General features: G+C 32.5%; 17 protein-coding genes and 1 pseudogene. 1 reads left to right on the top strand and 17 read right to left on the bottom strand.

The genetic code is table 11. From position 1 onward, the window contains the following. Positions 1-95 precede the first annotated feature (95 nt). From sdaAA to ACXY7N_RS16655, 9 genes are all read right to left on the bottom strand, one after another. Positions 96-986 carry an L-serine ammonia-lyase, iron-sulfur-dependent, subunit alpha gene (gene sdaAA, locus ACXY7N_RS16695; RefSeq protein WP_016135624.1) on the bottom strand — a complete coding sequence of 297 codons (891 nt, stop codon included), beginning with the start codon at positions 984-986 and terminating at the stop codon, positions 96-98. A 22-nt stretch (positions 987-1,008) separates the two neighbouring features. Next, positions 1,009-1,707 carry an L-serine ammonia-lyase, iron-sulfur-dependent subunit beta gene (gene sdaAB / locus ACXY7N_RS16690; protein WP_016135625.1) on the bottom strand — a complete coding sequence of 233 codons (699 nt, stop codon included), beginning with the start codon at positions 1,705-1,707 and terminating at the stop codon, positions 1,009-1,011. Positions 1,708-2,830: 1,123 nt separating this feature from the next. Continuing rightward, a complete protein-coding gene (locus ACXY7N_RS16685; RefSeq protein ID WP_016135626.1) occupies positions 2,831-3,328 on the bottom strand; it encodes a DM13 domain-containing protein in 498 nt (165 codons plus the stop codon). A 98-nt stretch (positions 3,329-3,426) separates the two neighbouring features. Further along, positions 3,427-4,485 (bottom strand): sensor histidine kinase, encoded by a 1,059-nt coding sequence (locus tag ACXY7N_RS16680; RefSeq protein ID WP_016135627.1) that lies wholly within the window; start codon positions 4,483-4,485, stop codon positions 3,427-3,429. Then, on the bottom strand, positions 4,482-5,195 hold the full coding sequence (locus tag ACXY7N_RS16675; RefSeq protein WP_016135628.1) for a response regulator transcription factor: 714 nt from the start codon (positions 5,193-5,195) through the stop codon (positions 4,482-4,484). The genes ACXY7N_RS16680 and ACXY7N_RS16675 overlap by 4 nt, the downstream gene beginning before the upstream one ends. Before the next feature lie 374 nt (positions 5,196-5,569). After that, the gene (locus ACXY7N_RS16670; RefSeq protein WP_488592490.1) at positions 5,570-7,786 is read right to left on the bottom strand and encodes a binary toxin-like calcium binding domain-containing protein; all 2,217 of its coding nucleotides are present in this window, start codon (positions 7,784-7,786) and stop codon (positions 5,570-5,572) included. A 275-nt stretch (positions 7,787-8,061) separates the two neighbouring features. Continuing rightward, the gene (locus tag ACXY7N_RS16665) at positions 8,062-10,467 is read right to left on the bottom strand and encodes a PAS domain S-box protein (RefSeq protein ID WP_016135630.1); all 2,406 of its coding nucleotides are present in this window, start codon (positions 10,465-10,467) and stop codon (positions 8,062-8,064) included. A 269-nt stretch (positions 10,468-10,736) separates the two neighbouring features. Then, complete coding sequence (locus tag ACXY7N_RS16660; protein WP_016135631.1) at positions 10,737-11,144, bottom strand: hypothetical protein; 408 nt, start codon at positions 11,142-11,144, stop codon at positions 10,737-10,739. Positions 11,145-11,631: 487 nt separating this feature from the next. Then, positions 11,632-13,446, bottom strand: a complete 1,815-nt coding sequence (locus tag ACXY7N_RS16655) for an acyltransferase family protein (protein ID WP_488592489.1) — start codon at positions 13,444-13,446, stop codon at positions 11,632-11,634. 480 nt (positions 13,447-13,926) lie between these two features. Between ACXY7N_RS16655 and ACXY7N_RS16650 the strand changes: the two are divergent. Further along, positions 13,927-14,057, top strand: a pseudogene (locus ACXY7N_RS16650) (IS6 family transposase); the annotation flags it as partial. A gap of 233 nt (positions 14,058-14,290) precedes the next feature. Here ACXY7N_RS16650 and hblB read toward each other — a convergent pair. The 8 genes from hblB to ACXY7N_RS16610 form a co-directional block, all read right to left on the bottom strand. Next, positions 14,291-15,688: a hemolysin BL regulatory component HblB gene (gene hblB / locus ACXY7N_RS16645; RefSeq protein ID WP_016135633.1), complete on the bottom strand. Its 1,398-nt coding sequence runs from the start codon at positions 15,686-15,688 to the stop codon at positions 14,291-14,293. 325 nt (positions 15,689-16,013) lie between these two features. Beyond that, positions 16,014-17,141 (bottom strand): hemolysin BL binding component B, encoded by a 1,128-nt coding sequence (gene hblA, locus ACXY7N_RS16640; RefSeq protein ID WP_000977258.1) that lies wholly within the window; start codon positions 17,139-17,141, stop codon positions 16,014-16,016. Positions 17,142-17,177: 36 nt separating this feature from the next. Further along, entirely contained in the window at positions 17,178-18,398 is a 1,221-nt protein-coding gene (gene hblD, locus ACXY7N_RS16635) for a hemolytic enterotoxin HBL lytic component L1 (protein WP_000714431.1), read from the bottom strand. Positions 18,399-18,459: 61 nt separating this feature from the next. Further along, a complete protein-coding gene (gene hblC / locus ACXY7N_RS16630; RefSeq protein WP_098486789.1) occupies positions 18,460-19,779 on the bottom strand; it encodes a hemolysin BL lytic component L2 in 1,320 nt (439 codons plus the stop codon). A gap of 1,362 nt (positions 19,780-21,141) precedes the next feature. Then, on the bottom strand, positions 21,142-22,371 hold the full coding sequence (locus ACXY7N_RS16625) for a helix-turn-helix domain-containing protein (RefSeq protein ID WP_353811638.1): 1,230 nt from the start codon (positions 22,369-22,371) through the stop codon (positions 21,142-21,144). A 1,396-nt stretch (positions 22,372-23,767) separates the two neighbouring features. After that, on the bottom strand, positions 23,768-23,950 hold the full coding sequence (locus ACXY7N_RS16620; protein ID WP_141533921.1) for an alpha/beta-type small acid-soluble spore protein: 183 nt from the start codon (positions 23,948-23,950) through the stop codon (positions 23,768-23,770). 100 nt (positions 23,951-24,050) lie between these two features. Then, a complete protein-coding gene (locus ACXY7N_RS16615; RefSeq protein ID WP_074651339.1) occupies positions 24,051-24,245 on the bottom strand; it encodes a hypothetical protein in 195 nt (64 codons plus the stop codon). 108 nt (positions 24,246-24,353) lie between these two features. Beyond that, entirely contained in the window at positions 24,354-24,617 is a 264-nt protein-coding gene (locus tag ACXY7N_RS16610) for a hypothetical protein (RefSeq protein ID WP_353811639.1), read from the bottom strand. Between the last annotated feature and the right edge of the window lie 90 nt (positions 24,618-24,707).

Raw genomic sequence — 24,707 nt, 5'->3', positions numbered from 1 at the left:
TATATTTTATTAGTAATTCTCCCAATATACAGATATCCTTAGGCGAACAATAGAGAATAGATTGTTAACTTTTTCACAATATACCCGATAATTGTTCATTGATTTGATTGTTTCTCTCCAAAAATTTTATTTTTAATTGCAATCCCTGTAGGTGTAGCTGCAATTCCACCTAAACCTGTCTCTCTTAATTCGCGAGGCATCTGTCTTCCAACTCTATACATCGCTTCAATAACTTCGTCAGCATTGATGATATTGTTTACGCCGGCTAATGCGATGTCCGCTGCTGCTAAAGCATTTGCCGTTCCAATGGCGTTTCTCTTTACACAAGGAATTTCTACCAAACCAGCGACCGGATCACAAACTAAACCGAGTAAATTTTGTAATGCAATCGAAAAAGCTACAGAAGATTGCTGTGGCGTTCCACCTGCAGCTTCTACCGCAGCTGCAGCCGCCATCGCTGAGGCACTGCCTACTTCAGCTTGACATCCTCCGTACGCTCCTGAAATACAAGCGTTGTTTGCGACTATCGTTCCAAATAACGCTGAAGTAAATAGAAAATGAATCATATCTTCATGACTTAACTGCAACGTATCTTTAATACTAAATAGGACTCCCGGAATCGTCCCACTCGCACCTGCTGTTGGAGTTGCACAAATAGCTCCTAATGCAGCATTTACTTCATTAACACCGATAGCACTTTGGATCCCTAACACCATCAAATCTCCAGAAAGGGTTTTCCTATTTTCTCGATAGTTTTTAATTTTAACAGCATCACCTCCGGTTAAACCAGTTGGAGATAATACACCGTCGCCCTCGATACTTTTATTTATAGCATTTTGCATAGTCGCTAAATTTCGTTCCATTTTACTCCAAACTTCTTCATAAGTAGATTTAGTTTGTTCAATTTCCTGTTCAATTGCTAATTCATAAATTGTCTTTTGGCTTTTATTAGCTGCATCCACAATTTCTTTTATGGCCATATACATATTTTTTCACTCCTTAATGTAACTAAAGAATAATGAGCTTAGCTATATTGCTTAAATTTCCTAATTCCTCCTGGACATTACCAGGCAATAGCGTATCCAAAGCGAATGCATATAAAAATTTCCTGTTTTCTTCTAAACTATGAAAGTTGTTTATTTCCACATCATATTGTTTAAAGATCCTGCGTAAGACAAATTCAAAGTCAGCTCTTTCAGAAATCGCAATAATAACTGGCAATGGCCCCTGCAGGTCTAAGCTAAATCCGTCAATTTCAACATGTTTGATTTCAATTAATCCACCGCCAACCGAAATCCCCATCGTTCTAATACTTCGATTTTCATCCTCTAAATATACATCTGCCGTATTTGGATGGCCAGCAGGACTATCACCTGCTTCTTCAATAAAGGTAATTTCAATTCCTTTAGATTCTGCTATTTCAATAGCATCTGGCACTTTGCTGTCATCGGCAGCAAATCCTAATATCCCAGCAATAATTGCAAAATCAGTTCCGTGACCTTTATGGGTTTCAGCAAATGATTCATAATACCTTACCACGACTTTTTTTGGAAGACCTTGAAATAATTTATTGGCTACTGTTCCAATAGCCAAAGCACCTGCAGTATGTGAACTTGAAGGACCTATCATTATGGGCCCAATCACATCAAAACAACTTTTGTATTTAACAACCTTTTGTTCTTTAATAGATGCTACATTCATGTTCATATAAGCACCCCCATAATTTATTATTTTTAATTGCAGTTGAATCTAAGTTACTAAAATGACTGATTCAAAACAAGACCTCACTGAAGACGCTTTCATTCTCGTGTCAAATACACTTTTCCTTTTGATCACATACCTTTCTTAGAGTAATCATGTCAGTATGTCCAAATTTAAAAGGTTACTTACAATGTCATTAGGATTTTTGCAAAAAAACTAGGTTTGATACTTTCTCTAGAGGTAATAAATTCTTTCTCGACGCCCTCATTATAGCTTGTATATTTATGAGTACAATATTTTTTTATTTTTAGAAAGATTGAATAAACAGAATCTTGAATGGGTAATAGATTACACTTAGCATGTAGCAATTGTGTCCTTTGTTTGAAGCTGTATTAGTTAGTAGAAAAGCAAAAATAACACAGAGTTCCTTTCATTAACACATTGATTATATTGGAAAATCATTTTAATGATACTTATATTATCCTTTGTTGAAACATTTAATTTTGGACATGAAAGCTGTTGCAATAAATGATTAATAAAGATAGCAAGTAATAAATTAATGAACTATAAAATCATTTTTGAATATTAATCATTAATTTTGCATTAATATTAATTTTTCAGAAAAAAGGAACTTCTCTTTATAATCTTAACTTAAAGTAATACTTTGGTAATATCCAACAATTTACACCATCCCCTTTACAGTTATGGAAACCCTAATTAGATTTAAAAAGAGAGAAGAGCTCATCGATGCTCCTCTCTCTTTTTTATTTACTTAAGATTACTATTCAAATTGCTTATTGCATCTTTAAGCTGACTTTTAAATTATAAACTTTAATTTCCATACTTCTTTACAAGCCGATAAATGAAAAAAGTATATGTTCCTTCAAAATTAAGTTATAAAAGAGTTATGTTTTCCTGTAACATATTATTCATCCTTCTATTCACAGACAGTACGCTTCTACACTAAATAAAATCTCTCCGTAAACGTCCAATAGCTCTGAAATATACAAAAATTGAGAAATATGAAAAAGACACTCTTATGAGTGCCCTTCTTAGCAACTAAGTCCGCTGCAGCCATTACCATATCTCATATGAATTTCGCCTGTAAGAGGAAATTTTAAGTTCATATTTAATTATTAAAATAAGCCGCACCAAAGTTTTCATTAAATCTTTTACACCAAACAGAAACCGAACCATATTCACTTACATCTATCCCTTCAGGAATTTCGTAGTTTTGGTCTCCTTTATTTCCCTTTAATTTTCCTAATTCAATATACTGATAGTTTTTTACGTCTTCATTATTTTTCAAACGATTTGTAGGAACTAATACAACTCGTACATCTGGCCCATTTGATGTTGTAAAATTAGAAAGTCGTAAAACACGTTTTCCATCCGCTAATTGGTGAATTTTTGCCGTTCCAGTTGTTTCATGGACACCGGTTTGAAACTGACCTTCCCTTAATACTCGATCACTTTGTTGCCTTACTTCAGTTGATTGTATCTCTGTTTGTGGCAATGATTCATTTACGTGCTTATCAATAAATAATTTCTCTGGTCGGAACAATGACCATAATATCCCCAATACAATTATCAAACCACCTATAAGCCATACATATTTTCTTTTCATAAAGTAAAAAACCTCCTGTATCATACTGTGTAGTAGTATGTTAACAAGAAGGTCTTTCATTTTTCTAACGTAAATGTTACAAAAGTCTTTCAGCCATCTTATTTTTTTACTGATGTGATGGGAAGAGTGAACCAAAATTCACTTCCCTGCTTACCATCTGCGCGATTCCTTACACCAATTTCCCCTTTGTGCATTTCAATCAATGATTTTGCAATAGCTAATCCAAGTCCGGAACCTCCAGATTGTGAACTTCTTGATCGATCTGTTCTAAAAAAACGTTCAAATACACGTAATTGATCATTTGGAGAAATTCCCATTCCTTCATCCCGCAAAATGAATTGAACCTGTTGAGTTAGTTTATTTTCCACTACAGTCAATTCAATTGTTCCAGAGATAGGAGAATATCGAATTGCATTATGTAATAAATTACCTATGACTCTTTCTATTTTACAAGGCATAATCAAAAGTCGAGGTAATGTATCAGGGACATCCAATTGCACATGGATTTGTTTGTCTCCTAATAAGACAGAATGTGACTCTAATACATCTAATAGAACTTTATCTAAATGTGTGAAACTTGGGTGAAAATCTACTTGCTCAAACTCTAACTTTGAAAGATCAAATAAGTCGTTAATTAATCCATTTAATCTTTCTATTTCTTTTAAAACCGTTGCTAAGTATTGCTTTTTCATTTCAGGCTCTTCAATCAGGTTATCTTGTAATGCTTCTATCATCATTTGCATGCTAGCCATAGGTGTTCGTAAGTCGTGTGAGATATTGGTAATTAGCTCCTTACGAGAGTTTTCCTGTTCCTCCAACTTAGTAAACCCTTCTTCTAATTTTTTTGCCATCTGTTGAAAGGCTGTTGCCAATTCTTTAAACTCACGTGGTTCTTGCCCAATTATATACATCGTTTTAAAGTGTCTATCACTAAATTGTTTTGTCAATTTTATTAAATTTTGTATAGATCTCATGATAGGACGTGTCATTAACCAATAAATAAACGTTGAAATAATGAATGCCACAAATGCAATTACTGTTAATAACCGCGTTTGTTCCGGTTCAAGTAACATTTTGGTCTCACTATACCATATAGCAATTACCATAATACTGGTACTTAATAGATTCATGAGTAACAATTGAATACGTAATCTCATGTTTCATTTCCTCCATTTGGTTCAAAGCGATATCCTATACCCCAAACCGTATGAATCCAACGATTCTTTATCGTATGCTTCTCGAGCTTTTCACGTAAACGACTCACTAATACGGTAACTGTATTTGATGCCCCTTCATGTCCAAAATCCCAAATTAATTCAAGAAGCTGCGAGCGAGAAAATACTTGTTTTGGATGCTTTGCCATGAGATAAAGTACCTCAAACTCTTTCACCGTTAACTCCACTTCCTTATCACAAACAAGTACATATCTTGTCTTTGGATATATTTTTAAATCTGGAAACTCTATCACTTCCAATAAGGATTCTTTCGCTTGTATTTGTACATGGCTTCCTCTTCTTAGTATAATTTGAACCCTTAATACTAATTCACGTGGGGAAAATGGCTTTGTTAAATAATCATCTGCCCCCATTGTTAAGCCTAAAATTCGATCCCTTTCCTCCCCCTTAGCAGTTAACATAATAATAGGGACATTTGATTGCTGACGAATTTCCTCGCATAATTCCCATCCATCTTTTTTTGGCATCATCAAATCTAATATAATTAAATCTGGTTGATGTGTAAGAAATAAATCCCAACCTTCTTTACCATTTACAGCGGTATAAACTTCATATTCTTCTCTTTCTAAATACCGTTTGCATACTTCTCGAATATTTTCTTCATCTTCTACGATTAAAATTCTTTTCTTCATATACTATCCTCACTTCTTTTTCACCAATAACAAAAAATTTATTTTTTCTATTATCCAATAAAAATATCTTTATAGGTAAAGATATAAAAACTAATCACATAAATAAATCAGAATTCCACATTTCACCCTCGAAGCAAATGAAAATTCGGAAAATAAATCATGTAATACAGATAGTAATCTTAACATTTGATTACTTATATGACTAGATAAGTATTTAAAATAGTAGTTTCTAAATCATATATAAATTAAAAGGAATGAGTCCGATTCAACATCGAACTCATTCCTTACTAGTAACCTAAATTTTTGTATCTAACTTTTCAGATACAATTCATTTCCGGTTCTCTTTTCAAACTTAGCAACAGAACTGTTACCTATTACTGAACTCTTGATAGATTCCATGCTATAGTATCAGTCCCATTCTCTCCATTACCATATTTCATATAATCGATTAAATATCCTACCTTTAACTTATTACCATTAGATAGTATGTTCCATTGCTTATGGTGTCCAGTGAAATTCTTTGGATATGCATGATTAAATTTAAAAGTACTTGCGTTCTGTTTTTGATCTAAATGGATATAACTATCTTGAAGTTTTAAATATGCATAATCTGAATAAATAGGATTTTGAAATTTAATTAATACCTCTTCATCCTTTTTAATTGGTTTTCCAGGTTTAGGTTGACCTACTCTTTCAATAATTACATTCACTTTTTCATCGCTAGATTTTTCAGCCCAAAGATACTCCCATTTATTCCCTGCATGATGACTTCCCAAATAAGCTGTATTTCCATATGAAGCCACGGTATAAGGAACTCCTTCTGTAACAAATTCACCTGAATTATCTACTACATAATCTTCAAATTCTTTATTAGCTTTAATTTCAGTATCAATCTTTTGTGTAGGCGTTAGATTGTGTGCGTCATTGATTTCAAATGTAACTTTTCTGTGCGCAGCAATTTCAGATTTAATAGGGTGTATATTTTCTCTAGACTCATATGTAAATCCATTTTCACGTTTAACCAGTGTTACTGTTTGTGACGGAGCATTCCATTTCTTACTATAAGTAGTAGGAATATCTTTACTCACTCCAAATAAACCAGGTAAAATTGTTGCCCTAATCTTTTGCGTCACAGAATCATAACTACCTTCTACTAATGTTGGTTGCTGTAGTTTTGCAAAAGCTCCGTGTACAGAGTCTTTATGTAAATAACCGCGATCTCCCTGTCCCGCTTTTAAATCGTTCAATGCATCAGTTCCATTATTAGCTGAAACCACTGATACGTTATTAGTACTTTTAGCCTTGTTTACAATATGATTTACTTTTTTCGTATCTATATTTACCTGTTGAAAAACTTCGTTATAGGATAAAACTGGCTTATCAGCAAGAGATTTGTCTTTAGGAGTATATACCCTAAACTTTGGTATATTTCCTATATCTGTTTCTAATTGTTCAGTAGCTGCATTTACTCTAGACTCATATCTCCCTGAATCCCCCAAATGCATAATTTCTTCACCTTTTTCAATAGATAAATCCATTGTACTTGTAGGTAAAACTTCAATCGAAAGAAGTTCCCCTTGTTCAACAGCTTTCAATTCATCCAAAGATAAGACAATATTCGCATCTGCTTGTCCTTCTAAACTGTCAATTACTACTTCTGTTTTATTCCGTCCACCTTTTTCTGTACTTAAATAGTTTGCTTTATAACGATCTTGTGTTGCCTTTACAGTATTAATAATTTTGTTTCCTAAACGAATATTAAAATGAGGCGAAACATTTTCAGCGGATGCTGTTCCTACATTCTTATATTCCAAATGTACCCGTAATTTTGCTGCGTTCGCTGTATCCACAGTTGTTGCAGTAGACCAATCGAAATTATTTGTATAACTCTCCGTTTCCGTAGTTGTTTTTGAATATCCGTATCCCACATTTGCTGAAACACTTCCGGAAGGAACAGGACCGGCTGCTGAGCCTTCTACACCACCTGAACCACTTAAACCTACATTAAATGAATGTTGTGTAGATACACTTTTTTCCCATCCTCTACTAACTGATCCTCCATTATTATCCGTAATGGTTGCAATAGGAATTACTTCAATTCGTTTGACACCAATTTGCAAATTCGGCATGTTGGCAACTATCGGATTGAAATTAGTATCAGAATCGTTGTTATAATTCTCAACCTCATACATATCAGTAAAAGGATCACCATCCGTATTTGCATTCATAGGATTCGATATAAATTTTGTTTTCCCTTTATCCTTCTCGGTATCCCATGCTTTCGCTTCATTTTTTCCAGTTTGTGAATTGAATTCAATTTTATATCCATTAATCTCTAAGTCGTTGGAAATACCATCTTTATCCCAATCGTTGTTTGCCATTTCAATGTTTTGTGTAATGAGTGAACCTATTTCCCCATCAGATCCGAGCGTGAAATTCTTATCTTCTTTTTTTACATTTGCATTCTCTTTGAATATTTTAACTGTACCTCCTGGATTCGGTTGTTTTACATCTGCTAAAGCAGGAGATGCTAAAGTCAGTGCCATCGATACACTACCTAATACACTAATTGCTGGCTTCAATTGTTTCATTGTTATTTTTCCTCCTTGGTTTCTAGGTCCATTAGAACACCTACTAGTAAGATTAATTTCATCATATATAACAAATCTTTCTTTTCTCTCTCATAACTGTTAAAAAAGTCTCTCGTAAATATTACAAAACACTTACAGAGTTTTTAAAAGCCATAAAATCTATATATGAAACATCAAAAAGCCGTAATATGAAGAATCGATTACAATATATACAAAAAAGCAGCTAGCCAAAGCTAACTGCTTACTCATTTATAAAATTTCAGTAAAAGAATGTATTAATTTTGAAGTGTGCAAATTGGAAGAGTTACTTCAACTATAGTTCCCTTATTCACTTCACTCTCAATAAATACCTTCCCCTGGTGTGTTTCAATAATTTTATAACAGACCATTAATCCTAAACCGATTCCCTCTTCCTTAATACTGTAAAAAGGTTCTCCTAAATATGGTATACGTTCTTTTGGAATCCCACATCCTTGATCGATAAAGCGAATCCTTATTTGATTATTATCAAGTTTATCAAATTGAATCAAAATTTCTCCTCCTGTTGGCATGGATTCAATTGCATTTTTTATAATATTAACAAATACTTGTTTTAATTGATTTCCTTCACATGGAATCAGTGGAATACCAGGTGTAAAATCAATTCTAATTTTTATATTATTCATCATTGCTTGAGGTTGCAGTAGCATTAAAACTTGATCCATTAGCACACTAATATCATTAGGTTGTATCTTTACAACCTGTGGTTTGGCTACCGCCATAAATTCATTAGTAATACTTTCTATACGCTCAATCTCTGATGATACTATATTTATATAACCCTGATTATTCTCAGTTTCCGTTGATTTTAGTAATTGCATAAACCCTTTCATTGCGGTTAATGGATTATTAATTTCATGAGCCATTGCAGTCGCTAATTGTCCTACGACAGCAAGTTTTTCAGATTTTCGTAGTAATTCTTCTGTTTTTAGCCGTTCAGTGATATCACGAGAAATACTCAGGAAAACCTTTTTACCATTTAAGTTAAAAACACGGACACTAAACTCGGTAGTTATTATTTTTCCTGTTGGAAAAGCATATTCATCTTGCAAAGTGAAGGAAGTTTGTCCCTCTCTAATTTTTTCTAATAACCTTACAATCATTTTAGAATCTTGTGGTACGACATTTGGAAATGGTAACGAGAGCAGCTCTTCTCTACTATATCCAAATCTTTTACAACCAACAGGGTTTACCTCAATGAATCGACTTGGAACATGATTTTCATTCAGCTCTACTACATATACTGCATCAGTTGCTTGTTCGATTAGTGCACGGTACTTCATTTCACTATCTTTTAATTGTTGGTGTAATCGATGTCGTTCTCTTTCTGCTTGTTTTCTTTCAGAGATGTCTCTACATATTGCAGATAAAGCTATTACATTTCCTCTTACGTCTAGTATAGGAGAAACTGTCAGACTGACATCAAGTAGACTTCCATCGTTACGTCGTCTAACAGTTTCTAATCTAGTAACTACGGATTCTCCTGTTAGAATTTTCTGAATATTTTCAAGTGATTCTTCCATTAAGAAATCTGGTACACAGGGTAATCTCTTACCTACGATTTCTTGTAGTGACCATCCAAATATCTTTTCATAAGCTTTATTTGCTTGTAAAATATGCCCTTTTCGATCAGAAATGGTAATAGCATCTACATTATGCTTTATAAATGATTCTAGTAATTCTTTGGTAGCCCTTAATTCTGATTCTACCTTTTTTCTTTCGGTTATATCGACTGCAGAACCAACAACTTCAATAACTTGTCCATTTCGTTTAATCGGCCTAAGTGCAATAAGAATAATTGTTTTATCATCTGGCCAGGGTAATTCGAATATAATTTCTTTCCCTTCCCATGCCTGAAGATAATACTTCATCAATTGCGGAACTAAATGTGGTGGAACAATAGAAGCATCAATAGTCCGTAAGCTTTTTCCTACCACCTGTTCAGAATAAAATCCTTTTTGATAATAAAACTGTCCATCACATAAAGTGTGTATAAAGTGCTTACCCACTTTTTTAAATTTAAAAATCCCTCCTTGAAGCTCATGTACGGTATCTGTAAGTTCTTGCTTGGATTTTTTTAATTCCCGATTCATTTTAGATAAGTCCTGTGTTAAATAATACAATCTCTGATAGGCTTCCATAAGAAATAGCCCAATTAAAAGTCCTAACGCTATATATAATAAACCTCCAGAGTAAAGTAACGTAGTATTAAAGAATACACCAACTAACCACTTTATTCCGACAAAAATAGAAAAATATAAAGATGCACTTTTAAAAGGATGAAGGTTTTTAAAATATGTTTTAAAAGTAGAAAATAGAACACTCATACTTAAATATGCAATCACAGGTGGCTCCCAATACCCACCAATGAAAAAGATACGCATTATAATTATGCTAATTAGTGTAATCCAGCCAGCAATGCGACCAAAATAAATAAAAGATAGAATAAGAGGAACAACTCGAAGATCGTAGGAAAATCCCATGTATGGAAAAGAAAAGAGCATCAAAGTAACTGCAATAATTCCTCCATAGAATTTTTCGAAATATCGCCTGGAATGAACCAAAAACACTTGAATAAATATCGCTGCGCTAACTAATAAAGAAAAAATAGAAATATTGATGAAATAGTCTTTAATAATCATGTAATGTCCCTCCTTGCATTAAAGATATATTCGACAAAAAAACAGAAATTCCTACAAATAGTATAAACAGTTCAGGTGCAAAAAATATAATTCCGTACATGATAATACATGTAAATAGTATCATATTGATTCAAATCGAAAACCAGGGAATCTTCCATATGAACCTGCAAATCCCCCAAAAATAAGGTGTTTATTTAAATGTTATGTACAAAAAAACGTAGGAATATTTAATTCCTACGTTTTTTATAAATTAATCAACTCCTTCACTATTACAATTCTTCTAATTCCTCAATTTCGGCTTTTCGCTTTAAAAATATTGCAATATCTTTATTCTCCCTTTCTATTAAACCAAGAGCATGTCTATCATTTAAAGCTAATTCTTTATAACCCCATATATATTCTATTGTTGTCGCTTTACTATGTTTATGATCCGCAAAATACCATTCTAAAGGTTGTAAAGGGTTCGATACTTCAAACAATTCCGCTGGGTACCATGAAGGCAAGTTTTCATTTTCACCCAAGATTAGATAGTCTAATGCTCCATTCAATGAACTAATACCATAAACCACATATTCCTTATCGGTTTCTAAATTTATAATAGAGTCTCGATTATATCCTTGATCTAATAAAACCTCTGAAAATGTATCTCCTGAATTTTTTATACATAGTACCTTCACATACAAGCTCCTATCAACAAAAAATTAATTTTTAAATTTAAAATCATTAAATTCGCCTGTTCTATTATTTTTAAAATAATGAATTGCTACAAGAGTTACATTATGCGCCATTTGCGCCTAGCCACCTTCTTTGGGTCAACAAGAATCTGTCATTGGTATTCTCGTTAGAACTATTCTTTGTGGATTTGAATTAATTTTTTTCATTGCAAGTCGTTCTTTTAATGTATTTGCAGTGCTTCTACCTGCGGAGCCTCTTCCTAATATTTCAACTTCATATTTTTTATTTTTTATAGCCTCTTCTAGTTCCTTTTCTTTTCAGGTTTGCGTATATTTCATGTCAAATTACAGAAGTGAGTCAGGTCACTCTAAATCGTAGATTAGAAGAACATGAATAATATTCTTTTTTGAATTGTAATTAAACCTCAGAGTGGCACCCCATACCCAGAATCATTTCCTTACCCAACAGAAGTTAATAAAACATGGTTAATTATTGCTTCACCGCTTTGGCTACAAGTGATGCGTATGCTTCTGCACCTACTTTGGTTAAATGCACACCGTCAGGTGCAAAGTAGTCTTTCTTTCCAGCACTTGCTGCATACCAATCAACTAGAGTTACATTCGGATATTCAGATGCCATTACTTTCAGTCTCTCATTCACGATTGATTCCCACGGACGTGGTACTCTCGTATTAATAAATATGATTTTACGTTCGTTTCCAATTACTTTTATTAATGAAACAAGTTGCTCAGTAGTAAAGGCTCCATTTGTACCTAATCCAATAATGACATAGTTTCCTAAATTCCCTTCATATTTTAACTGTTCAACTACCGGAATCGCTTTTGACAGCTGGCGACCAATTTGCGCATCAATCCTAATATCAGGAAAAGTATTTTTTAAATACGGAGTAATATCAATCATAACGGAATCACCTATCGCAGTAACCGTGAGTGAATTTTTAGGTTGCGCAGAATTTACTTCTCTTGATTCCCCTTGTTTTTGAGGCGTCTCTTGATTTGGATTTTCCCAAACTGCAACTGGATGTGGCGACGGTTGTGTTTGTGCTACTTCCACCTTATCTTGTTGAGAATTCTCCTTAGCCTTACTAGCTTTTGATAACCCTACGACTGCTATCGACGAAACGAATAATGTACAAATTAAAGCTAACTTAACACCTAAAGTGACATTTTGAATTCTTAAATTCTTAAACTGAATGTTCCGGAGCGCTCCTTCTCGGATTGGTTTTTCAATAAACTTCCATGAAATTTGCGCAATCAATATAATCAAAAGAAATTGAAGGATTGCTCTTATTAGTGAAAAATCCCCAGCATTTACCTTTGAAGTCGTCAATGTAAGAATTGGATAATGCCAGAGGTATATACCATACGATCTTATCCCTATCCAACGTAAAGGTCTAAATCGTAAAAATTGAGCAATACGACTAGATGGATGAGCTAGATTTGCCACTAACAATGCTGTTGCAATTGATAAGAGAACCATTCCTCCCTTGTATAGAAATGGATCATATTGATTGGTCTTCCAAAACATAACCAAAATAATAATAAGGGCAATGCCCCCCACTACATCAAGAATGAAACGCGCCTTTGGAATAATTTTATTTGCAAGCCTATTGCTTGGCCAAACTAAGGCAAGTACCGCTCCGATAAGTAAGGAAAAGGCCCTCGTATCTGTACCATAATATATTCTGCTTGGGTCAGCTCCAGGTTCATACAAAATTGCCATCGCTAAAGCTGAAGCAACGACTCCCAGACAAATTAATAAAATCATACGGGATTGTTTTTTTATGTAGTAAAGCCCTAAACTAATGATAAATGGCCAAACAACATAGAATTGTTCCTCAACTGCTAGCGACCAAAAATGATTCAATGGAGAAAGCTGGTTAAAATTATCAAAGTACGATAATTTATGATAAATATACCACCAGTTACTAACATAAAATAATGCCGCTAATGAATCTCCGCGCATTTTTTCAAGTAAAGAGCTATGAAACATCGTAATCCATGCCAACGTTATAACGAGCATAACAAGCATTCCCGGAAGCAATCTTCTTGCCCTACTAAGCCAGAATTTTTTTAAATCAATTCTCTTATTTCTCTTCCACTCTATCGCTAGAATATCTGTAATTAAATAACCTGAAAGTACAAAAAATACAGTAACTCCTAAAAACCCTCCAGGCATCCAATTAAAATTAATATGATACAAAATAAAACCTAGTATAGCTAGACCCCTTAGACTGTCCAACCCAACCATATAACGACTATTTTTTTTAAAAGGTTTAGTCATCCTACATTCACCTCTATTTCTTGGAAATTAGGTTAATAATAACGGCATAAAATGCTATTAATCCCCTAAAATCGTATAAGCTAAACTATTACAAATATCTTTTTGTAAGGCTCTTTTTTTATCTTTACATGCACAGTAATTAATACTTTAACACGTTATCTGGCTCTGTTGTGAAAATTTTTAAGCTAGATGTTCTTGTTTCTCTTCCGAAAAAGAGGAATATGATATATAACGTATATTTGAACATTTCCCTGCAAAATAACGTTATAAAGAAGGGCTACTGGTTATGAGCAGCCCCTCTTTTACCTTACTTCACATATACATATGTTTCATTTGAAATCACATTTTATGTCTTGCCCTTACTGTCGTGTATTTTATATTGCAGCGAACCTTGCATTAGAACAATATGTGTTCTAGTGCAAGGTTTTTTTAACTAGAATAAATTCTTTGAAAGCAAATAAGGAACATGACAGATGTGATATTTTAAAGAAAAATAGTTTAAGAAAAATAATAGTAGCCATTTGCTACTATTATTTTTTTCTTTAAGTTATCGTAATATGCCTGAAATTCTAAAGGGACGTGGTATGTCAATTCATCTAACAACCATTATGTGCTGAGTTCGTGAATGCGGAAATTTCCTTCGTGATTTTTGAAAAATAAAACAAAAAAGAAAAACTATCTTTGAAAATGGATGAAACTTACATAAATGTCAACTAATCTATGTACGAATTCCTTTGCTTTAGCTAGGTGTTATAGGAAATAAGGAGCCATATGCCGGTCAATTTTTCAATTAACTTGGTGTCTAGTTTAGTGTACCATCTCCAATTAATGCGTTTTTTGGGGTTCAGTTCATTATATTTTCTACTTTGTCTTTATACACAACATATTCTTTTCCATCCACTACTGCTACCACCGCAAATTCATCATTTGGATTGAATGAAAGCCAGTCAGCCCACATGCTTGTATTAGCCCCTCCACTCCACATATGATGAACAGTGTTTTTAGTTAAATTCATAACTTTATAAGACGCATTTGGTGCATTTGTTCCAGTCTTTATTTCAAAAGTGTATGCGTTATGGATTTTTTTATAAAAGTAAAAAACGTTTGATGGACGAAGTAGATTCATAAAATCTTGTTCTTTCTTCTCTGCAATTTTTATGCCTTCTAGTAATGTGACAACATCTGCTCTTAATGTTTTCCAACTGTCTTTAGCTGAATTCAAGTTAGACTTTAAAAATTTATATCTATTTTGATCAGCTTTTTCATCAGCTTTATCAATATGCCCCATTACGCCCGAATATTGAGAGTCTAAATCATCCCATTGTGTGGACATATAAGTAAGAGCAGAAATAGCACTATCAATCGTACTATGCATATCACTAATATTATGAAATGCAACTCCGACTACACGATTTAATGTAATTTTATAATCTACAGTTTTACGTAATTCTGCTAAAGCAGGCTCTAATCGACCTAAATTATCTCTAGCAGTACCTATCATTATGCCACCAGAAATAAGCGTGGGGATAAAAGGGACTTTCACCATTATTAACCCATCAGATTCTAATTTCTTATAATAGTTTACTTGTCCTAAAACTTCATCTAAACGCTTTTGATCAGTCTCTACATCAGCTCCTTGGTTTTTTAAAATCGATTGCAAGGTCTCTTTATGGCTTCCAAATACTCTAACATCTTCTCCAATAGCGTTTTTAAATTTAGTTAATTCTTCTATTAGTGCTTTTGCAGACTTTTGGTTTCGTTGAATCCCCACCCTTAAATCTGTAATCCCCTTTTTTAAAGTATCCCCATTTCCATTATTGATCGCCTCTACTAATGTTTCATAATAATTTTCAAACTTTGTATCGTATTCAATAATGCCGGTCAATGTATCTAAAAGCTGTTTTTTTACTTTTGTATTCCATGTAACAGCATGTGCTCTTGCATTCTTTTGATCCTGTACAATTTTACTAGGTAAATCTGCATACCCATTAATAGAAATTCCTTCAAAACTCACATCCGGATTATTAATTAGCAAATAAGAATATTCATTCATAGCCTTTGCAAATAACCCAGCATCTTGCACAGTTTTTTTCATCTTTTCTTCATTTGCTGAAAGAGACATATCTCCAGTGTTCGTTTGTTCAGTTTCAATTGCAAAGGTTGCTACTGGTGCGACTGCATAGGTAGTTGTCATAATTAAAAATGCTGATACAGCCAGTATTTTATAAGGGTTTTTTTTCATCTTTTCTTATTCCTCCTGTATAGAGTATGATTTCAAGTCCTATTCTTATTAAAAGACGATGTTGTTGCATAGATTCGATATTATTAAGCAAATCTATATAACCTGTCCCCTATTGATTAATTCTGTTACAAATTTTTAAAAACAAGTAAACTACATGACTAACTTTTTATTTGGATAAAACTCATATATAAGTGAAAGGCGAAGTCTTTAATGAGACTCCGCCTTTTTAATATATAAGGATTTGTTAATTATTGCTTTACTGTTTAACAGTGTAATCATAGACTCTCTATGTTACGGGTCACTTTGCAACAGAATAAATATTTCCCTATTTTTGTGGAGTAACAGTTTCCACTTTTAATTCCTTTATCCCCTCTTTTAATGTAACCGCATCTGTTCTTAATGTTTTCCAACTGTCTTTCGCTGCATTTAAATTAGGTTTTAAGAATTTAAATTTATTTTGATCCGCTTTTTGAGCTGCATTCTCAATATGCCCTAGAACGCCCGAATATTGAGAATCTAAATCATGCCACTGCGTTGACATATAAGTAAGAGCGTTAATAGCATCATCAAGCGCCTTGTGCATTTCATTAATATTACTATAAGCAACTCCAACTACACGATTTAATGTTACTTTATAATCCACGGTCTGACGTAATTCTGCTAATAAAGGCTCTAACTTACCTAAGTTGTCTCTTGCTACTCCCACTATAATACCGCCAATTATTGGTAGACCCAAAATAGCACCCTTCATTACATTAAACCCATCAGATTCTAGTTGTTTATAATAGTTTACTGATCCTAATACTTCTTCTAGACGCTTTTGATCTGCATCAACATCTGCACCTTGGTTTTTTAGAATCGACTGCAAAAGATCTTTATTGCCTCCAAATGCTCTAACATCTTGTCCAATAGAGTCTCTTAATTTAGTTAATTCTTCTATTAATTGTTGTGCGTACTTTTGGTTTTGTTGAATTTCACCTCGTAAATCTGTAATTCCTTCTTTTAAAGTTTCTCCATCCCCTGTATTAATCGCCTCAACCAATGTTTCATAATAATTGTCGAACGTTGTATCATATTCAACAATACCAGTCAATGTATCTAAAAGCTGTTTTTTTACTTTCGTGTCCCAAGTAACAGCATGTGCTCTTGCATTCTTTTGATCTTGTACGATTCTACCAGGTAAATCCACATATCCATTAATAGTAATTCCTTCAAAATTTACATCAGGATTCTTAATTAGCATATAAGAATAGGCATTCATAGATTTTGCAAATAATCCAGCCTTTTGCAAGGTCTCTTTCATTCTCGCTTCATTTGCAGAAAGAGCCGTATCTCCATTGTTCGTTTGTTCAATTTCACTTGCAAAAGTTGCTACTGGTGAGACTACAGAAGTTGCTGTCATAGTTAATAGAGCAGATGCAACGATCAGTTTGTACGGGATATTTTTCATCATTTTATATTCCTCCAATATAATTGTTCATTTTCAGTTCTATTCCTGTTTAAAAGCGATGTCTTTTGAAATGAATTCTGCATCTTTATGAATATCATTCCAACTTTCTTTAGCAGCTTTTAAATCATCCGGTATTAAAGAGAATTTGTGGTCTTGCATAGAATCGATATTATCCAGTAAATCTGTATAATTTGCGCCCATTGTATTCCATTGCTTTTGAATATTTGTTAGAGACAATATCGCTTGATCTACAGTCTGGTATAGATATGCCAATGTTTCTTTCGCGTTAGTAAGCGAAAGAACTGCTTGATTAGCACGATCTGCTTTCATACTTAATTCTCCGATTTTGTTAGAAATTTCGTTATAGGAGTCCATATGCTTAGATGCCGTGACACCAGCTGCAGTTCCTAGACCGATACCAGCTGCTCCAAGAGCTGAAAGTCCACCAACAACAGCCGGTGTTGCTGTACCACCAGTTACAACAATTACAACTGCTCCTCCAATAGCTGCAATAACTAAAATAGCTGCTCCCAATCCACCACCAATTGACCATGCTAATACATCATCAAAATGTTTTTTCTGAGTAGAACGAAGTTGCTCAATTTCAGCTTGAAGTTGTGGAATCGTTGCCTGTTGACCTGCTAATATTGCAGTTAATCCACCTTTCCCATCTGGACCACCAACATTATTTTTAAAATCTGTAGAATTTTGATATAGTTTCCCTTTGAAGTCTTGTAGCATCTTAATTACATCTGTAACCTCTTTTGAATTTGTATTAATTGTTGTAATTAAATCATTTATGCCCTCTTTTAGACCTGCCTTATCTTTCTTTTGTACAGTATCTACTAATGTGTCGTAATAATTTTGAAATTGTTCATCGTAATTTACAATATTACGAGCTGTTTTTTGAATCTGTGGCTTCGCTGTATCTAACCAATAATTCGCATTGATTCGTGACAGTTCTTGATTAAGATGAATATTTTTGAGCAACTCTCCTCCTTCTGATCCTAAATCGATATTAGATAAATTTACATTCGGTTGCTTAATCATTGTTTTTGCGTACAAATCCATTACAAGAATATGAGACCCTGTTTCAGCCAATGCTTTCTTCAGTCCTTCAGGACCTAAAGCATAATTGCCTACTTTTTGTTCTTGAGCGGTCGTTTCTTGTGCAAACGCATGAATAGTGTTACCAGTAGTAGCAGTTATAACCGTTGCCAAAGTGGCTAAAGTTAGCACTTTGAATGGGAATTTTTTCATAACTATTCTCCTTCTTTCGCTAGATTCTTAGAATCTTTATATTTTTTCAAAAAACGTAATATTAAAATTTATATACCTGTTCTTCAAGGTAACTTATTACATTTTTTAATTGTCTTAATGTATCTTTTTGAGACTGCTCGTTAGTTGCATCAACATTAATAGATAATTTTGTAATGTTATTTTTTATTAGATCCAAATCTGCTTTATAGCGCTTTAGTAGGTCAAGTTCTACATCTACTTGGTTTGCAAACGTATGCAAATCATTTTGTGAAAGAAGAAGCATTGATTTTTGTAAATCTGCTATTGATAGTTTCGTTGTTAAATCATATATTTTTTGGTTTTGTTTCTCTAAGTCATCTAAATATGCTCGCTGCTCTGCTGTTAGTTTATTTACTTCTGCGAAGACACCAAATGTTTTCTTAATTTTTTCAGTATCAATGGCTTTCATCAGGTCATATTCTTGCGTTTTTGCGGCTGCAGCTGCAGCTATTTCACCTTGTTTGCTTTTCTCAATTGCTTCACGAGCTGCTTTTTTGGCCGATTCAATTTCTAGAGCAGTTTTACCTTGTTCTGTCGCTTCTTGCGCTGCTTTTTTCTCAGCTTCTAGAATAGAGTTGTTAATTTCTTTTCCTTTGTTATACGCTGCCATCCCTGCTTGAGCAGCCGGTTCAATAATCTCTTTTGAAAGACTATAAACTTCTTTGAATATAGCAAATCCCTGTTCATTTAAAGCTCCTGGTATTAATGCAATTTGTTGTAAATCATTTTGAATTGCTTTTTTGGTATTTAATATTTCATTTTTTAACTGATCTATTTTTCCTGTTCCCTCTGTACCTAATATGCCTTGCGCAGTTGCCACATCAGTATCGAAATCTTTTAATTTTTTATCAAGCTGTAATTTAAGATCAGTTAACTCATTAATTTGTCGTTGCGCATTTTCTTGATTCGTCATAGCCATTTCTTGAAGTACTTCAAGTCTATCCAAAAAACCTTCTCTATCTTCATTATTGTCTACATACGATTTTAATGTCGGATAATAGCTATTAAATTTCGTTACAAATCCTTTGCTTTTTGAATTTAATAGAATTAACTGTGGATAGAGTTCCGATGACCATTCTTTCATATCTTGTTTGATTAGAAATTGATTTGTATTTAAAGCTGGGACTTCCTCTAGCTGTACATTAGGACTCATTAAAGATTGATCAATATACGTTTGGATTAATTTAGATTGCGCACCTAATTTTCGTAATGATGAAGAAATATCCATGTTTTCCTGTTGAGTTTCTGCTTGAACGATTGGTGTTGCCAGAGTATTGATAGGAAAAGTTGCTCCAGTTACAATGGATGTTATTAAAAATCCTGTCATTATTTTATTTTTCATTCCGTACACTCCTTTACCATTTTTTTTTATAACTTGATTCATATAACTGTACAACCTAGCTCTAGGCTCTCTGCTTACACACGCCTGAGGAAGAAGAGGTCTTTCATATAGGATGTTATCGTTATTATTTACTTCTAATAGAATCTAAGGATTTTACTTCCCTCTCATTTAGCTCTATTTTTCAAATAATAAACGATAAAAATTCATCAGCTATATTTGAATTAGCTGTCCAATGAATAGTAAAATACTTCCACCCCTAGAGCTGCTGTTTAACTTACAGAACCATGAAGATAGATAAACCATTGAATCCAGGGTTAATCCTGTCATGACTTTTTTTAATATCAATTTCATAATAGGGTTTTTAGTTTTTTCAGCAAGAGCCTTACAAGACTACAAAAGATGAACTTATACTGTACATTGCTTATACTTATATTGCGGAATTAATTCACTTTTGCTATGTAGAAACTTAAAACCCTATTTTTTAAAAATAATACTTTTGAGATTCTACATCCGTTTAAAAAAACTGATTATTAAGAAAATTAATTACAACATACTTTACTTGCAAATTTATTAACCTCTATTAGTTCGCTCTTCTCCTTTCTGTGTGGTCATACCAGTTATGATGTTCATTAAAACATTAAATTTCTGATGCGTAAATAGCGAAATTTTGTCGATTGAGCTCGATAGTTTAACTGTTAAGTAAAAATATGCGCTAAAAAAATTATATAGATATAATTAATTGGAAATTGCATCTCTGTAATTGTAATGATTACAAATTAAAGTGTATACGGTTAATAAATAACCATTTTAGCTCAACGGAGCAATTTCATTTTAAAAAAAATACTTATAGAATAATTTAATAGGTTTTTTTATACTTTTTTACCTTTATTTAGTTATGTATAATTGCATATAATATAGATATATCAAGTGATATATGTTATATTGTTAAACTTTATGTAATAGTCCCTAATATCACCATTATTAAATACTCAACATGCCAACCACTTTAATACTTAACATGAAGATATCAATCTATAAACTTATCCCTTGTTATAACTATAGTTTTTAAAATATAAAAAAGCCGCAAAGCTTTCTCGAAAAGAACCTTTGCAGCCTTCTGTTTTTTTGTCTCCTGAGAAAAATAATGGATAGTGTACTCATAAATTAACAACATGTTATAAATCTTACCCATGTCTTTTAGCTTCACTAAATGTTTCATAGATTCTTCAAGATCTATTTGAATACATATTCCTTTTCTAGATCAATCACATACCCTTTCTAGAGTAAAATAAACAGTATGCTCAATTTTTTGAGTTACTTGAGCGTATATTAAAGTTTTTTCACAAGAAACTGATACTAAGCTCATATTACTGTATATTTTTCACGATACTGTCTAGGTGTCATGTTAGTTGATTTTTTGAAAACCCTTGTAAAATAGCTTTGGTCGTTAAAATTAAGCCAAGCACAAATATCTGATAATGGATATGTAGTAAGTGTTAATAATTTTTTTGCTTCTTCAACTCGTTCCCTTTGAATAAATTCACTTAAAGGAATTCCTACTTCTTTTTTAAATATTTTAGATAAATAAGTAGGCGTAATATCCAAATGATTAGCGAGTTCATTGAGTGATATTCCATCGTATACATTTTTACTAATATGGTTCATACATGTAGTAACCGCATTTGAAAATTTTTGCGCATTGAATTCTTTCACTCGATCTGCAAAAGTACGTAAAGCATCTCCTGACAATCGCCTTACAGAGTCCACGTTATCTAGTTGTTCCATGGTTTGGATATACAAAATACTAAGTGCAAAAGCAATGTCTGGTGGGAGATTACCTTCTATCGCATATCGAGTAGCTAAAGTAATCGCAATAATCCCATGGTTTTTTTGGTTTCTAAGTGGATCCGCTGTTAAAATTAATTCAGTATCTTCCTGCGAAACTGCATACATATATTGCAACAACTTCTTTTTATTTCCCTCTTTGATTGCTGAAAAATAATTATGTACTAATGCCATGTTGTGAGTTTTTGGTTTATTTTGTTGACGTTTTAAAATATATAGATCGGGTTCCACAATTTTATAGGGAACTTCCTCTAACACTTTATTTTTTTCTAAAACAATATTAACATCTAACTTTTCATTGAAAATCATGTAATGCAATAAAATCCCCATATCAATTAAAGCATTTTTTTTTGCCTCAGGTAGGGATTGATAATAAGTTAGTCTTTCTTGAATATTAATATTTGAGTTAAATTCTTTTCGAAGTTTAAATGTCACATCATCTGATCCCTTTGGATGTATAGTTGGGCCAATTATTATAGTCCCTTTTATATAATCATGATTTGCGATATGAATTAGGATAAAATTTTCAAGATAACTGTTACATCTGAAAAGGGGCAAATTATCGGGATCATTTTCTTGATAAATGTCACTAAGATGTTCTTCTTTAGAAGAATAAAAAGGACTACAAATATCATCAGAAGTAGACTGATATAAGATTTTTTTGTCTGTGGATAAAATGTGAACGGGTACATTAAAGGCTTTATGTGCGAGATCACACAAGTGTTGTATATCGATAGAATTATTCATTACCTTCTCCTTTTAATTAGATTAACTAATAAATTTTTACATCTTTACGGTATAAATTCATAAATTATTTTCCGTCAGGTATAACTCTCGACAAAATATTACTATAAAATATCAAAATAGTACAATTCACGACAAAATATTACTATATTTTTTTTATAAAAATCATATATTATTTAATTGTAATTAGCATTTAAATATCAGAGTAGCGTAGATAAGATAAGTAAATGAAATAAGCGAGGATCTTTTCTTAATTCTACAAAATTTAATCATTGAACTTGAAAAAACAGTGAAAAACTTACAAAATACAGTGGTAGTCTATGCGAGGACCAAGCTGGAAAAAAGATTCAAAATATGGCTAAAGTAACATGAGATACTGTACCATCGCAAGAAACAACAGTCAAAATTTGAATTCAATTACATGTACAAATTGAATTCAAAAAATGGATAATGCTAAATTAAATGTAAAACTGAAAAATTACTGTGTTTCAGATTTTAGACAAAAATAACAAAAAGTCGGGAAATTAACAACAGAGGAAAATGATAAGGATATTTATGAACCACTATGCTTTGAAAGTACAAGCTAGAGGAAATTCAAGTATCAAACAGATACATGTTACTTAAAGATTTAATTGAGAGAAAGGTCTTTTCATCAGTACAAAAATAAAAATAGAAAACACAAAAACAGAATGGAATATTTAAAATACTGGTGATATAGGGACAACTATTTTTATCTAATTGGTACTATATTACTAGTCGCAACATTAGTTTTACTTCCCACCAAAAAGGAAGAAATATATAGATTTTAAAAATACTAGGAATAGCAGCCGGGATAGAACAGATGAATAACCTATTTATTGGTTGTTCATCTTTGTATTATTAGTCTTTATATTACCTAGTTTTATTATTACATCACATATACTTATTATTAAATTTTCAAATACAATAGCTGTTAATTAACAAAAACAACATCCATAATTAAGGTGCACAGTAAATTGACCTCAAAAAAATTCTTTAGTGACATATCTTTAAATCCATTTAAATATTAAGTATACTTTGTACACTACTTTTTATAAATTGATATATATACCCCTCTTAATTTCTCACTTTATTTTTAATTAAGAATTAAATTATTTATGAATGAAATTGTATTATATTGGCTTAAATATTATGGAATTAAAATTACGAATAATAACAAAACGGTTTTAAACAACCTTACACTAATCGTATCGAATTTATTTTATACTGATACCTATAACATTAACTAATCTACAAAAGGTTGTTACAAAGGAATCTGAGGGTCTGTTTTTCAACTTCAAAATTTATTTTTTGAAGTTTTTGTAAATAAAAGGAATAATAATCCACTTGCACATGAATTCTTCTTATTTACTGCTTTAACTTAGTGTAATCTGTATTGACCTGTTAATTGTTCTTCAGCCATTCGAACTAAACGTTTTGTAATTTCTCCACCGACAGATCCATTTGCACGTGATGATGTATCAGGTCCTAATGTGACTCCTAATTCACGAGCAATTTCATACTTCATTTGCTCGATAGCACTTGCAGCAGCAGAAACAAGAATTTCATTTGTATTACTTTCGTGTCTTTAAATATTCATAATTGCACCTCCATTATATTTGTATTTAACTTGTGCCTAATTATGATATTTATGCATGAGTAACCTAGTTTCTTCTAGTATTTTTAGGGGAACCCTTTTTCTTTCTCTCTTTCCCATATTCCACTAATTGAATTTGAAACACATCTGAATCCTTAATTCCTAAAACATTCGTTTCTTCTATAAATGAACGCCAGGACTCTACTTTTCTTGATTTTTCTTGACTATTTCTTAATGTGTAGATATTTGAGTACTCTATAATTAATCCTCCTCAAAAGTTAAATAATGTACATTGCATTTCAGTATAAAAATAAAACCGCCTGTAAGAACGGTTTCTCTTTTCGTTATTTTTTTATGGCTCTACGCTTTTTTATTTAATATATTGTATGTTACGTATGCCTAGACGAATTGACGCGAAGATAAGGTAAATCATTATAATGACGTAGACTACTAACCAACTCGTATAAATATATGTACCCTGAAATCCATTTTCAGTAATCCAGTTAGTGATCCACATTCCACCAAAATAAACTGGGATTGTTAACAAGCTTACGTCTTTAGGATCTGTTGCAAGATAAATCATTAGAAATAGAAAAGCAAGTGCCCCTATCGTACTAACATTTTCAAAAACCATTATCGGAAATCACCTACTTTATGATTAATAATATAACAAGTGTTAATTTCTTACCCCTTCCGTGGATAACTCGTTTCGCGGTTTTCATAA

The organism is Bacillus sp. 5w2 (genome assembly GCF_054353775.1).
Note: the sequence above shows the minus strand (reverse complement) of the source record. Positions and strands in the feature narration are given on the sequence as shown.

Coding starts and splice junctions, on each gene's coding strand:
- hblD (WP_000714431.1), bottom strand. CDS start 18,398: ATGAAAAAATTCCCATTCAAAGTGCTAACTTTAGCCACTTTGGCAACG.
- sdaAA (WP_016135624.1), bottom strand. CDS start 986: ATGTATATGGCCATAAAAGAAATTGTGGATGCAGCTAATAAAAGCCAA.
- ACXY7N_RS16655 (WP_488592489.1), bottom strand. CDS start 13,446: ATGACTAAACCTTTTAAAAAAAATAGTCGTTATATGGTTGGGTTGGAC.
- hblC (WP_098486789.1), bottom strand. CDS start 19,779: ATGAAAAATAAAATAATGACAGGATTTTTAATAACATCCATTGTAACT.
- ACXY7N_RS16680 (WP_016135627.1), bottom strand. CDS start 4,485: ATGAGATTACGTATTCAATTGTTACTCATGAATCTATTAAGTACCAGT.
- ACXY7N_RS16675 (WP_016135628.1), bottom strand. CDS start 5,195: ATGAAGAAAAGAATTTTAATCGTAGAAGATGAAGAAAATATTCGAGAA.
- hblA (WP_000977258.1), bottom strand. CDS start 17,141: ATGATGAAAAATATCCCGTACAAACTGATCGTTGCATCTGCTCTATTA.
- sdaAB (WP_016135625.1), bottom strand. CDS start 1,707: ATGAACATGAATGTAGCATCTATTAAAGAACAAAAGGTTGTTAAATAC.
- ACXY7N_RS16685 (WP_016135626.1), bottom strand. CDS start 3,328: ATGAAAAGAAAATATGTATGGCTTATAGGTGGTTTGATAATTGTATTG.
- ACXY7N_RS16610 (WP_353811639.1), bottom strand. CDS start 24,617: ATGGTTTTTGAAAATGTTAGTACGATAGGGGCACTTGCTTTTCTATTT.
- ACXY7N_RS16665 (WP_016135630.1), bottom strand. CDS start 10,467: ATGATTATTAAAGACTATTTCATCAATATTTCTATTTTTTCTTTATTA.
- hblB (WP_016135633.1), bottom strand. CDS start 15,688: ATGAAAAAAAACCCTTATAAAATACTGGCTGTATCAGCATTTTTAATT.
- ACXY7N_RS16625 (WP_353811638.1), bottom strand. CDS start 22,371: ATGAATAATTCTATCGATATACAACACTTGTGTGATCTCGCACATAAA.
- ACXY7N_RS16670 (WP_488592490.1), bottom strand. CDS start 7,786: ATGAAACAATTGAAGCCAGCAATTAGTGTATTAGGTAGTGTATCGATG.